Below are 13,729 nucleotides of genomic sequence, written 5' to 3'. Positions count from 1 at the left end.
CCCTTGCACAGGTGTTTTCTTCCCCTGTCTGGGTCAGGGGCTTTGCCCTTCTCCCCAGCTGAGACCTTTGCACGAATGTGCAAAGGTCTCTTTTCAGGGCTTCTTCTCAAAGAGAATCCATGGCGTAGTCTCCACCCCAAAGGTAAACCAGCCCTCAGACGACAAAATCTCCTCTCTTTTCCTCCCCCTTTCATCCAGAAGATAGGCCCGAAATCCCGGGAGAAACAACCTCCACGTTAGCTGAAAAAGGATATAAGGTGGTCTTCCCCACTTATTCCCCACAGAAGTTCTTGTGGCATTCCACTTCATGGCTGTATTTTCTCCTTTTCCTACCATCACACCAAGGATTTTTTTTGTCTCTCTCCAGGACTTCTCATCCAAGGTACAGAGAGCAATAGCTCCCCATGAGGCATCCTTGGCTACCTCAATAACCATATTCCCATTGGTAAAAGAGGTGCCCCTTATATTTCCCGTGAGAAGAAAAGCCTCCTCACTTTGCCAGAGAAGAAGGGGTTTTGTTCTCTCCCATCTCCAGGGCATGGTTTGAGAGAGAACCGCCTGATTCCTTCCTGCAAAATCCACCCCTACCCTCGCAAACAAACTCTCATTCATCCAGAAGGCAAAACGCTTCACATCATACCATGGTCCACCCTGAGTATAGGCTTTCTCCATTTCTGATGGGTTTACCCCCCTTATAACCTCAGAAGACCACGGTATTCCTTTTCGGAACACACGGACAGCCCAGGGCAAAAGACTCATCTTGCCTCCACTCCCGACAAAGTGGAAAAAGCCCGTCATGTGTTTCTGGTAATAATTCCCACCAAAATCAAGAAGGGTATAGAGATAAACCCCATCCCAATCCTGAAAAGCCCCCCACAGAGCAAGCCACAAGGGCGCCTCAAAACCGTACTCATTGGGATCAGGCACATTATATTCACTGACGGTAAAGGGCTTCCCAACAACCCGCCAATAAGCCACATACGAGAGTGGGCCCAGTGCGGCATCGGTGAGCTGGCTGGTATTGTCTATCCTCCAGTCCGTAGGGGACCACGCCTTGCCAGGAAATTCTGGATGCTGCCAGTAGGCATGAATATCCACAAAATCAGACAGGTGTCCCTCACGGAGAAGCCCGGCCAGTCCACCATACGTCACCTGCGTATGAGTAATAGGTTTTGCACACCCCAAACCACGAATATGCTCGCGAATTCGCTTCACCACCTCCTGTTCCCTGTGGAGAAGAAAAGTCCGAAAATCTGCTATCACCTGCTTCCCGATCAGCCCTTCCCAGGGCAAAGGCATGCTATTCTTTTGCCAGAGTCCTTCTTCTGCCCCTGTTTCGATTACTTGACGGAGAACAAAGTTCCGTATCTCTACCCTGCCCGTTTTCCCCCTCTCCGTGGAGAAATTGAGCCGTGTTTTTGATTCATCGAAAGCTGGCATAAAACGAAAACGATACCTCTGCCATCCAGAAGAAATCCTGATATTGGTAAAAAACCCCAAACCCTCCCAGGGACTCTGATCCTGCATGAGATAAACAAAAACGGGCAAAGATCCCTCAGTTTTCGCCTCAAAGACCACCTCATACACACCCCCTCCTACTACAGGAAACCCCGCACACATAAACTGATTATGCCATTCTTCTGTTCCAGGCTTTTCGACCTTCCAGATAAGGGTATCTCCCTGCCAATCAAAACGGGAAGCAGCCCCTTCATGAGCCTCCCATCGCCAGTAAAAGCGCTGTCTTCTATTGGTTTGAGAGATCAAAAGGGGTTTTTCAGTTTTGATATGATTTTCCGCCTGCCACTGGACAAAACTGCCATACTTTTTCCTGAGAAAATCAGTCCATTTCACCCTGAGAATATCCTGATAGTACGAAGACAAACGAGAAAGTTCCTGAAAATCAATACCTGTCAGGGCATTTTCATTGTTGACCTCAATCACCGCCACCACAGGATCCTTGGTATAAGGCATTCCCGTATAGGGATTGGTATGAGCTAAAAGAGCTGCCGCATATCGCTTTTGAGACTCTACCAGCTGGTCATCAATATACCCCACGATCTTTCCAAGTTCAAACACCTCTCTATCCTGAAACGGGATTTGCGGAAACACCCTCCCCACGTGAAGATTCATATTGACATAGATGCCTTCTTTTTTTAGACAGAAGACAAAATAATCTAACCTGTCAAGGGCATTCGTGTCCAATTCTTCCTTCTCAGGAGAAGCCAAAAGGGAACCCTCCCCCCAGCTATGTTCCATAAAATGGAGCCGTACGATATTGACCCCAAAAAGACGCAGAGCTCGGGCTATCCTTGGAGCATCCCCCTTGAGAGGAAAATTTTTATCTCCTGTGATATTGAACCCAAAGAAACGAAGCCTCTTTCCCTCTGCGTAAAAATGCCCATTAGAAACACTGACCGGTAACACCTCTCCCGACGAGGAAAACCCCCACTCTGGATTCTCAAGGTTCATCACATCCACATACCAGGGGACAGAAGCAAAGAGTCCCACAGGCAACCAGACAAAGACCCACAGAAGCCATTTCACGGTTTTATCCTTTCCTTTACCTCCAAGGTCTTCTGATCAAGAACAAGAATCTCCTGTGTCGGACTATTCACAAAGAGTTCATCCCCAAAGAAACTGATAAAGGTATTTGGATCAACCGGTTCCTTGGATTGTGACTGTTTCTTGAAAAGAAGATCAAAACGAGCAAGATAATATTTGTCTTTCTCAGGAATAAGCACATAAATAGACTCTCCTCGCACCTCAACAAAACTTCGCCAGAAAATCGTATCCGTTCCCTTGTAACGTACCCCCAAATTTGTCTCATTGAGCATCACAAGCACATAGTTTTCCGGCCTCGGTCCCTCATACCCCACTAACACTTCCCGATTATCAGAACGGGTGGCCCGTGTCCCCGTCCCAGGAAGGGGCTCAAACCCTATCACCACAATCCCCTCCGGAGAAAAATCAAACTTGTGCCCCCCAATACTCGTATAGGGAGATTTCTGAAGCACTTTGCGGTTCACAGGATCGATGATCAGCATCTCATTGGAGTAATGTCCATCCGTGTAATAGCCATTGATCTTGAGGTAGTAGAGCTTGCCCCCCTTGATATCAGGTGGCAACCCTTCCCGAAGGGTTTGTTCTTGTTTGATAAGGTTAGTCTCTTTTTGAGCAAGCTCCTGTTCTTTTTTCTGGAGCTCTTGTGGTGTGGACGTGGTGGTCTCTTTTTTCTCATCCTGAGCAATCTTTTTCTCTTCTGTGGCTATCTGCTGTTTGGCCTGTTCTACTTTCTGTTCAGCCTGGGCAATCTTTTTCTCCTGTTCTGCGACAGCGGCTTCCTTTTTGGCCACCTCCTGTTTCTGCTGTTCTACTTGTTGCTTTTGCTGTTTCACTTCCTCTTCTTTTTTGGCAGCTTCCTCTTTGGCTTTTTCCTTTTCAGGTCCAGGAGGAAGGGTGGCGGCTTCCTGCTTTTTCTGAGTCACTTCCTTTTCCTCGTGTTGAATCTCAGCTTCTTTTTTTGTTATTTCCTCTTTCTGCTTGGCTATCTCTTTTTTCTCTTCTGAAACCTCTTTTTTGGCTTCCTGGATGATCTTTTCCTCTTCTTTGACCTGCTCTTTCTGGATCTCCACAAGTTCTCTGCGTTCCTCTACCCCTTTGCCAGGCTGCTTTCGAAGATTTTCGATAGTCTTTTCATCTCCTAAAGCAAGAGTATCAAGCCGAAGCGACTGATTCAGCGGATTCTGAGAGAGGGGAATAACAATTTGAGTTTTCCCCGGCCAGTCTGTATATCGGCGGGCAAGCCCCACTTTTTGCCTTGAAAGAAAACCCATCACCACCGACTTGTATCGACTCTGGAAAAATGTCCAGTCCCCCCTGTGCACCGCATTATAATACACAATAAACCAGGCTATCGTATCATTTTCTGCTTTATCATAGGCAAAGGTTTTGGCTAAATAAAAAGAAAGTAAGGCCTGGATATATCTCACATGAAAAATTCTTGCATTGGTATGTATTTCCACGATATCGGCATCAAAGCCATTGGTTTGTCTCTCATCCACCGCCCGAAGAATACTATACTTCATATCAGGATAAAAGATTTGCCGATTGGTTTGCCTGAGAAGAGCTAACGTCTCTCCAATCACCCGAAGGTCATCCATCCCCTGTGGACGGGTATAGGGTCCTGTGTAGTTCACAAAATCCACCCGACGGGCGTTGTCGGCAAGTTCCTTTTTGTCCACTTCAAGGCCATAGCCTACCACCCACAGCCACACGATAAAGACTACTTTAGTCACCGCTTTTCTCATCTCATACCTCCTCACTATCCTCTTTCTGGTGGGGAAAACGTAGCACAATCCGTATCCCATCTCCCCGCCATATCTCCTGCGTTCCAGAGAGTTCATCCACCACCATGAGCATCACCTGTGAACCAAATCCACTACTTCCTGCTTCTACTTTCACCAGCGGTTTTTCTTCTTTCTCCCTTCCCCCATCGCTATAGATGAGTTCGACCATATCATCCTTCTCTTGCAGGGTAAACGAAAGCCATCCTTCACGGTTGGCACCAAAGGCATACTTTATCGCATTGGTAAGCACCTCGGTAAACCAGAGCCCTATCAAATTTGCCCTATTCGCAGAAAGCATGACCGGTTTCAGATCAAGGGTTATCTTCACCTTTTCAAAGACCTGAGAAAAACTCTCCCGGAAACCATCAAGCACCTTGAGAAGATACTCAGAGAGATCAAGAACACTCCCTCCCCCCTTGTGATAGAGAAGCTCGTACACACGGGCCATCGCCACTATCTGTTCCCGAAGCTTCAGAAGAACCTCATACACCTCTCCACTATAATCAAGGGCCACCAGCCCAATGAGTCCAGCAATAGAAGAGAAGGTATTTTTTGCCCTGTGCTGAAGCTCACGAAAGAGAAACTGTTTCTTCTCTAAGGCTTCTTCTAACATCTGCTGTTGCTTCCGAAGGGGGGTGATATCAAGAAAAATCGTAGCAAACCCCTCCCCCCAGGGAATAGCTGAGATCCAGAAATAGCGATTCATCGGCGCATAGTAGGTCTCAAAGGTCTCCGCCTTTTTATTTTCATACACCCGTTTATAGACCTCAAAATAAGGGGGCGGATTTAACCCATACAAACGGGTGGCGGGCATGCCAACACTTTTCTCCACATCAAGGTCGGTATAGGTCGAAAAGGCATGGTTTGCCGCCACAATTCGATAGTCAACAATCTCATTCTTCTCATCCCGTATCCATTCGTGAAGCACTACCCCTTCCTGCATATGGGTAAAGAGATCCTGAAAACGCCGATACATCTCCTCTTCTTTCTCTCGATTGAGCACCTCCGCCGTCACATTTTCATGGGCTACCAGCACCCACCGTTTCCCTTCATGGGTGAAGCCATTGATATGGACATGAAAGTATCGCCTCTCCGTTGGAGAATGACAAGGATACTCTACAAAGGTATGAATGTTTGCCCCTCCTATGACCTTTTCTAACGCCTCCAGTACCTCCTTTGCACTTTTGTCCGTAAGAGCCGCCTGTCGTGTAATGTCAAGGTAGTTTGCCCCTATCTCATCATTGTCAAGGCCATTTTCCCGTGCAAAACGGCGCCACGCCTCATTGACAAAGCGTATCACCCCCTCCTCATCTAAAATAGCCATTTGAAAAGGCAAAGCATCGATCATCGCTTGAAGAAAAGAAAGCGAAACCCTTTCCTCACCACCAAATACCATAGAAAAAAACTCCTCTTGCCCCTCTACTATTGTAAGCCATGATACAAAAAAGTCAATATTTGAGACCCTTGCACGGGCGTTTTCTTCCCCTATCTGGATCAGGGGCTACGCCCCAAAAACCCCGTTTTTTCCATTTACAAGGGCTTATTTGTCTTTTTTTGTTCAAAGGAATAGTTTTATTTATTACGTTAAGGAACATTTTTATACTATTTTTTGTTTTTTACCACTTTTTTGAGACCTTCGCACATCCGTGCAAAGGTCTCTATTCACTCAAGGGAGAAAACCTGTTTGGTATAAAAGAACACACGTGCCATCTCTTTCAACGGAGTTCTCGTAAAAGAGAAAAAGGGAGACAAGGCTCTCTCCTTTTCTCAAGGAAAATCACCCTATTTCTTTTCATGGTATTAGGTTATAGTATTGAGACCCTTGCACGGGTGTTTTCTTCCCCTGTTTGGGTCAGGGGCTGCGCCCCTGAAACCCCGCTTTTTCTGTTTACAAAGGCTTATTTGTCTTTTTTTATTCAAAAAAATCGGTTTATTTATTACGACAAGGAACATTTTGATACTAATTTTTGTTTCTTTATTACTTTTTTGAGACCTTTGCACATTCGTGCAAAGGTCTCGTATTGCTATTTGAAAAAAGGAGAGAACTCATCCTCCCCCTCTCTCAAAACCATCTCCCTTTTCTTTCCAACCAAATCTCCATCTTTACCAAAACTTGCCAAAAACACTTTTTATGGCTATAATAAAACCTACTTTGAAAAGCAGGATAAGGATATGATACAGCCATACGACATTGAAAATAACCAGTTATCCATCGGAGGCATCAAGGTTTCGGAACTCGTCAGTGAATTTGGTAGCCCCCTCTATGTGTACAATGAGAGTGTCATCAGGGATCGTTATACGACTCTGGTGAATGCCATTCCCTATCCTCACAAACGGCTTCATTATGCCATGAAGGCCAATAGCAACCTCCGTATTCTCAAACTTTTTTTAGAAATGGGAGCCTATATTGATGCTGTTTCCTTGGAAGAGGTTCGGCTTGCTTTACATGCCGGTTTTTCGCCGGACAAAATCCTTTTCACAGGCATCAACCTCAAAAACGAAGAACTCCACTGGTTGGTCTCTCAAAATATACGGGTAAACATCGGATCTCTTCACATGCTCCAGAAATATGCTTCTCTTTTCCCAGGCACAGAGGTTTCGATTCGTATCAATCCGGATTTTGGTGGAGGACACCACTCTCATGTGATCACAGGGGGAAGAGAAAGCAAATTCGGTATTTTCTATAGCCAGGAAGGAAACTACAACCAGATCCCCCAGGCCAAACAGATCATAGAACGGGCCCATCTCAAGTTAGTGGGAATCCATGCCCATATTGGTTCCGGCATCCTTGAAGAAAAAAAGTTCATAGAACTCATTTCTCTCATTCTCTCCATTGCCAAACACTTCCCCGATCTTGAATTCGTGGACTTTGGGGGTGGTTTTGGTATCCCCTACCGTCCACATGAAAAACCCTTCCAGTTTGATCTTTTTGCCGAGCATCTTGAAAAAACCATGCAAAAATTCACCAAAGAGTACGGCAAAGAGGTAATTATCGCCTTTGAACCAGGAAGATTTTTAGTCGCTGAAGCAGGTATCCTTCTTACGACGGTTACAGAAATCAAACATACCCCAAAGTACACCTTCGTAGGTGTCGATTCTGGATTCAACCATCTCATTCGTCCTATGGCTTATGGAAGTTATCATCCCATCCTGAACGCCTTCCGGGTTCAGGGAGAACAAAAAGAAGTCGTCATCGCCGGTTATCTCTGCGAATCAGGGGATCTTTTCACCAGAAACGAACATGGTCCAGAGGTCAGGTCTATCACCACCCCTCTTGAGGGGGATGTGTTAGCCATTCTCAACGCCGGTGCCTACGGTTTTGCGATGAGTTCGAACTACAACATGCGTCCCAGACCAGCCGAAGTTCTCATCACCCCGGAGGGACCAAAACTCATTCGAAGAAGGGAAACCTTCGAAGACATGATCCGTTTCTTTGTATAGGGCTTTAGAATATTCCTACTTTTTGCCGATAAAATAATATAACACTCAGCGTGCGGGAGGTTTTTATGCGCCGTTTTTCTCTTCAGATGCAGCTTTTTATCGGCATGGCTGTTCTTCTTGTGGTGGCTGTAGGAGGCATCGGTTTTCTCAATTACACCATGGCTATCAGGGCCCTCCGGCAATCCTTAGAAGGACAGATTGATTCTCTTGTTGACCTCTCTCATAACCTCCTCCAGCACGAAGTTACCAGTCTCTCCACGCACTATCTCAAGGGCATCAACACCTCCGCTTTGAGAACCGTGTCAGAAACCTTTTCTCAGGTCAAACGAAACCGTATGAGAGAAAATGAAGCCCTCACCTTTTTACGCCGAAGCCTGCTCTCTATTTCCATAGGCAAAACAGGGTATATGGCCATCATTGATAGCAAGGGCCAGATAGTGATTCACCCTAAATTAGCCACAGGAACCGATCTCTCCTCGTATGATTTTATCCAGCAGGCGATGAAACAAAAAGATGGCATTATTTTCTATAGCTGGAAAAACCCGGGAGAAAAGGCTCCAAGGGACAAAGTTCTCTATGTGTCCTATTATCCGGAGAAAGAGTGGTATGTCTTTTCTACCGCGTACATAGAGGACTTCAGCGAAATGGTCGATCTCTCCTCCCTGCAGGATGCTTTTCAGAACATCGGGAAACTCAAAAAAACCAGTATTTTCCTGATGGATACAGAAGGCAAAATTATCAGTCATAATACCCTCAAAAAAGGAGAAAACATCCTTTCCCTTTTCGATGAACAAGGCCCGGAAACCCTCAAAACCATTCTTGAAACCGGCAATGGACTTCTCCACTATCGAAAAAAAGAAGAAAACACCACAATCCCTGTGATCGCCTATTTCAAAAAGCTTCCCCACCTCCCATGGATCATTGTGGCTGAAGTCCCTGAAAGTCTGATCGACGAACAAACCCTTCAACTTCGTATCATCAATTTCTCTGTGATCCTTTTGGCTTTTGTGGTGATGAGCCTTATCAGTTACTGGATATCACGTAGCCTGAGAAATTCTCTGAAAACTATCCAGACCAAACTTGCCAACATCTCCTCCGGTACAGAAAAAGCCGACCTCAGCCGACGTATTGAAATCCATCTCCAGAACGAATTTGGGGAAATGGCCACCCTGATGAATCGCTTCTTAGATCGCATCAACAACGACCTTCTCAGTGTACGAGAAACCTCACAGCTTCTCAAAAGTTCAACAGCCCGTTCCCAGGAGATTATGGCCAATACCATCAAGAAAAGCCTTGAGTCCATCAAAAACAAAATCATTCAGATAGATTATTCCACAGAAAACGCCACCTCTGGTATAGAGGAACTCACAGCAAACCTTGAGGAGATGAGCCGCTCCATCCAGAGCATCATGAACAACATGGAACGCCAGGCCTCAGCCGTCGAAGAAAGCGCCAGTTCCATCGAAGAAATGGTACGCAACATAGAGAACATCACGGCCACCACCGTCAAATCCCAGACCATCTCCACCAACCTCAACAATGTGGCCCAGGAAGGCGGTGAAGCAGTCAAACAGGCCATCGCTTCTATTAAGGAAGTGGCAGAATATTCTCAGCAAATCATCAAGATGCTTCAGATTATTTCCAATATTGCTAAACAAACCAACCTCCTTGCCATGAACGCCGCTATTGAAGCTGCGCATGCCGGAGAAGCAGGCAAAGGCTTCGCTATTGTGGCTGAAGAAATCAGACGTCTCTCCGAAGATACCAACAAAAATGCCAAAGAGATCGGAGAGGTGATCAATGTGATTGTCGATCGTATCGCCAACTCCGTGAAACTCTCAGAAAAAGCCGGTATTGGCCTTGATATGATCATGGCCTACTCCCAGCAAAATGTCCAGATAGCCAACCAGATTACCATTGCCATGTCCGAACAGAATCACGGTGCTAAAGAAATCCTTGATTCCACCCATGAGATGGTCAAGATTACAGAAGAGGTGAAATTAGCCATCACAGAACAAAATGCAGCCACTCAGGATTTCAGTGATGCGGTACGGGGCCTGAGAGATGTCTCTATAGAAAACAAACACATCATTCAAGAACACCTCAAAGACCTCAATGACCTTCTTACCGGACTTGAAAGCATCCAGGAAATCCTCAATCAGGTGGTTGCCAATGCTTCCTCGTTAGATGAGCTTTTAGGCAACTTCATCTTACGAGAAGAGACAGCGGAGTTGCCCTCACATGCCATGGAAAGCTAAAGAAAACCTCCTTGCTCTCCTCGATATAGGCTCTCATACTATCAAGCTCTACATCCTGAATGTCTCCTCCTCAAAACAGGAGTGGAAGATCGTAGATTCCATGTGGCTTCCTATCCAGATAGGCAAAGACATTTTTGTCCGTGGGTCCATCCGTCAGGAAACCCTTTCTGAACTCAATCGTATTCTCACTCGCTATCAGGAAGTTATCCGAAGTTATCGAATCACCGACATCAAGGCTTTCATCACCAGTGCCCTGAGTGAAGCAAGCAATAGTGAATCCGTCATCTCCCGCTGTGAGAGTATCCTTGGCGTTCCTGTAACGATTATCCATCCCCATCAGGAAAACGAAGCCATTTACCTCGCTGTTTCTCATATCACCCACAACCACCCCCAGCTCAAACACGGGACTATCCTCACCCTTCACGTGGGAAGTGGCTCAAGTCGACTTTTTCTCGAACAAAATGGAAGTCTTTTACTCAACCAGACCTATCACACGGGGATTCTCCGTCTCAGCCAGTACCTCCCATCAACCCCTTCAGCCTATGAAAGTTATTTTTACCCTTTTGTGAAACACCTGCAAAAGACCATTCAGACCACCATTGGAGAGGCTTCCCTGCACCTTGTTCTTCTCCACGATGATATTGTGAGAATGCTTGAACATCTCGGTTACAAAGAGAACCATCATCTTTATCTTCTTTCCAGACAGGAGATAGAAAAAATCACCGTGGCTTTTCTCTCTCTTCCCGATGAAGAACTGGTCGCTCACTACAGTATCCCGGATACCACTATACAAACTATCAGGATTTCTCTTGTGTTTTTCCTCACTATCCTGAGACAACTGAGTCTGAGTGAACTCTATCTTCCCCATACCATCAGCACCTTTGGTTTTGCCTATGAACTTCTTCACAAGGACAACGAAAAACTCACAACGGCTACCCTCTCCTCGGTCATGGCTCTTGCCAAACGCTACCAATACGATGCAGAACATGCACAGAAAGTCATGCATTATAGCTCCCTTCTCTTTGATGCCCTGAAAATCACATCACACCTTTCCGAAAGGGAAAAACTCTATCTACAAGTGGCTGCTCTTCTTCACGATATTGGCTACTTTGTTGGCCCCACCAACCATCACAAAAACACCTATGACCTTCTTCGTCATACCGAAATCTTTGGTCTTGACCCGGAAGAGGTACTTCTCATCGCTCTCATTGCCCGCTACCATCGAAAATCTCCTCCAAAGAAAACCCACAGTGAGTTTGTCAATTTAGATATTCACAAGCGTATCTTAGTCACCCGCCTTTCAGCTATCCTTCGGATAGCCAACGCTCTGGATACCTGTCATATGCCCGCCATTCGTCACCTCGAAGTACACCTGAAAGATAACACCCTCTCTCTTCTCTGCCATGTCGAACCAAAGCATGGACATGCCTATGAAGTCATACAGAATGCGGTAACCGTCAATAAAACCCTTTTTGAAAACTTTTTTGGTATCAAGGTGGTGATAGAAAAACGATGAAATACCCATGGATACTCCGGGACTATAGCTGGCTCAAGTTCAATAGTCGAGTCTTGTTTGAAGCCACTGATCCTTTCAACCCTGTTTTAGAAAGGCTTAAATTTCTTTCCATTGTGACGTCCAACTTAGAAGAATTTTTTATGATTCGAGTAGCTGTGCTCAAAAGGCAATGGCAAAACCCTTCTTTAGTGGCTGAGGTAGAGGATCCTGAAACCGTTCTCAAAACCATCCTCAAAGAAGTCAGAAACATGATTCAGGATCAATATCACATTTTTGACAAAGTCCGGCAGGAACTTCAAAAACATAGTATCCACATCTTGATTGAAGACACTCAGTGTATTGCGTATCAAGAAAAATTGCAACAGGTATTTGAACATACCCTTTTTCCTCTCCTCACCCCTCTTTCGGTAAGTCAGACCCACCCCTTTCCAACCCTTCAGAGTGGAAAACTCTATATGGTGATTGAACTCTCTCCCCCAGCCAATCACCCCCTTTCAGAAAAACCATCTCTCTCCTTTCTCGAACTTCCCATAACACCCTTCGGGCGTTTTTATGAGATAGAAACGAATGTTTTTCTCCCCATAGAAAATATTGTCAAGATGTTTCTTCCTCTCCTTTATCCAGGTTATACCATCAAACAGTGTGGTATCATCAGGATTACAAGGGATGCTGATTATGAACACCAGGTAGATGGGGCTTTAGACCTCATCAGTTCAGTAGAACAGAATATCAAGCATTTCCATAAACGAGAGGTTGTCAAACTCGAAATAAGTGAAGGACTTTCTTCAAAAATCGTCAAAACACTTTGTAGTCATCTTCATCTTCCTGAGGATTTTGTTCTCGCTATTCCCCACCCTCTCAATCTCAAGGATCTGATGGGGATCTATCAGTCATGCCAGCGAGAAGACCTCAAACTCAAACCTCTCTCTCCTCTTCTTCCTGCGCCTCTCACAAGGTCAAAAAACATCTTTTCCCTTCTTGCCAAAGAAGATATTCTCCTCTTCCATCCCTACCAGAGTTATGACCCTGTTCTCTGGCTTTTAGAAGCCGCCGCTCATGACCCAGATGTGATTGCCATAAAGCAAACCCTCTATCGAACAAGCAGCCAGTCGGAAATTATCCGTTATCTTACTCTTGCTGCAGAAAACGGGAAATATGTTTCGGTGGTAGATGAACTTACTGCTCGTTTTGACGAACAGCGCAATATCACGTGGGCACGTCATCTTCAGGACGCCGGCGCCCATGTCACCTATGGAATCGCCCATCTCAAGACCCACGCCAAAGCCCTTCTCATTGTGAGAAAAGAAAAAGGAGAAATCCGTCGTTATGTACATCTGGCCACGGGTAATTACAACGAAGCGACGGCAAAACTCTACTCAGACTTCAGTTTTTTCACCACCAATCCTGAGATTTGCGATGATATCAATCAGTTATTTAATCTTCTCACCGGCTTTTCTCTCCCCCAATCATGGAAAAAGATTGCGGTTGCTCCTCTCACCCTTCGCCAGCGTTTTCTTTCTCTGATCCAGCGAGAGATCCGCCATGCCAGGGCTGGACTGAGAGCCCACATTCGTGCTAAAATGAATTCGCTCTCTGATGACCAGATTATTGCCGCTCTCTACGAGGCTTCTCAGGCTGGCGTTACCATCGAGCTCATTGTGAGAGGTATTTGTTGTCTCATACCGGGGATCAAAGGCTTTTCAGAAAACATCACGGTAAAAAGCATCATAGGTCGTTATTTAGAACATTCCAGAATATATTACTTCTACAATAATGGAGAAGAAGAATATTACCTTGCCAGTGCAGACTGGATGAAACGAAATTTAGACAGACGAATCGAAGTGCTCTTTCCTATCGAAAACAAAACCCTTCAGCATATGATACAGACTATCTTTGATCTCCAGATGCAGGATAGCGCCAATAGCTGGATACTGGAGTCGAATGGCTCTTACAAAGCCCCCGGTGTACGAGAAAGTAGCCACAGAGATAGTTTTGAGGAAATCTATACCTTCTTGCAACAATTTTCAAGACCTTCCCGAAATAAAACTTTCCCCTTTATTCTCAAACATGAGGCAAAGGATGGGTAGATTGAGCAAAGCCAGGATGGGGAAGGAAAAGGTAGAAGAAAGTTTAATTTTACCACCAATCAGGAAATCGATAGATTTGCA

The 13,729-nt window shown here is 45.5% G+C and carries 7 protein-coding genes; 4 read left to right on the top strand and 3 right to left on the bottom strand.

Annotation, left to right across the window (positions count from 1 at the left end; translation table 11 throughout):
* Positions 1 to 93: 93 nt before the first annotated feature.
* From BREVNS_RS08335 to BREVNS_RS08325, 3 genes are read right to left on the bottom strand one after another with little or no spacing between them, the layout of a single operon-like run.
* On the bottom strand, positions 94 to 2,544 hold the full coding sequence (locus BREVNS_RS08335) for a hypothetical protein (RefSeq protein ID WP_483426557.1): 2,451 nt from the start codon (positions 2,542 to 2,544) through the stop codon (positions 94 to 96).
* Positions 2,541 to 4,307: a P83/100 family protein gene (locus BREVNS_RS08330; protein ID WP_483426556.1), complete on the bottom strand. Its 1,767-nt coding sequence runs from the start codon at positions 4,305 to 4,307 to the stop codon at positions 2,541 to 2,543. The genes BREVNS_RS08335 and BREVNS_RS08330 overlap by 4 nt, the downstream gene beginning before the upstream one ends.
* Position 4,308: 1 nt before the next feature.
* Complete coding sequence (locus BREVNS_RS08325) at positions 4,309 to 5,742, bottom strand: sensor histidine kinase (protein ID WP_483426555.1); 1,434 nt, start codon at positions 5,740 to 5,742, stop codon at positions 4,309 to 4,311.
* 776 nt (positions 5,743 to 6,518) lie between these two features.
* Here BREVNS_RS08325 and lysA point away from each other — a divergent pair.
* From lysA to ppk1, 4 genes are all read left to right on the top strand, one after another.
* Complete coding sequence (lysA, locus tag BREVNS_RS08320; protein ID WP_483426554.1) at positions 6,519 to 7,787, top strand: diaminopimelate decarboxylase; 1,269 nt, start codon at positions 6,519 to 6,521, stop codon at positions 7,785 to 7,787.
* 65 nt (positions 7,788 to 7,852) lie between these two features.
* The gene (locus BREVNS_RS08315) at positions 7,853 to 10,045 is read left to right on the top strand and encodes a methyl-accepting chemotaxis protein (RefSeq protein ID WP_483426553.1); all 2,193 of its coding nucleotides are present in this window, start codon (positions 7,853 to 7,855) and stop codon (positions 10,043 to 10,045) included.
* The gene (locus BREVNS_RS08310) at positions 10,029 to 11,561 is read left to right on the top strand and encodes a Ppx/GppA phosphatase family protein (protein WP_483426552.1); all 1,533 of its coding nucleotides are present in this window, start codon (positions 10,029 to 10,031) and stop codon (positions 11,559 to 11,561) included. The genes BREVNS_RS08315 and BREVNS_RS08310 overlap by 17 nt, the downstream gene beginning before the upstream one ends.
* Positions 11,558 to 13,648 (top strand): polyphosphate kinase 1, encoded by a 2,091-nt coding sequence (gene ppk1, locus BREVNS_RS08305; RefSeq protein ID WP_483426551.1) that lies wholly within the window; start codon positions 11,558 to 11,560, stop codon positions 13,646 to 13,648. The genes BREVNS_RS08310 and ppk1 overlap by 4 nt, the downstream gene beginning before the upstream one ends.
* Positions 13,649 to 13,729 lie beyond the last annotated feature (81 nt).

The sequence above is a fragment of the Longinema margulisiae genome (assembly GCF_025266855.1).
Classification (GTDB): domain Bacteria; phylum Spirochaetota; class Brevinematia; order Brevinematales; family Thermospiraceae; genus Thermospira.
The sequence above is the reverse complement of the archived record's forward strand: the minus strand, read 5'-3'. Positions and strand labels throughout refer to the sequence as shown.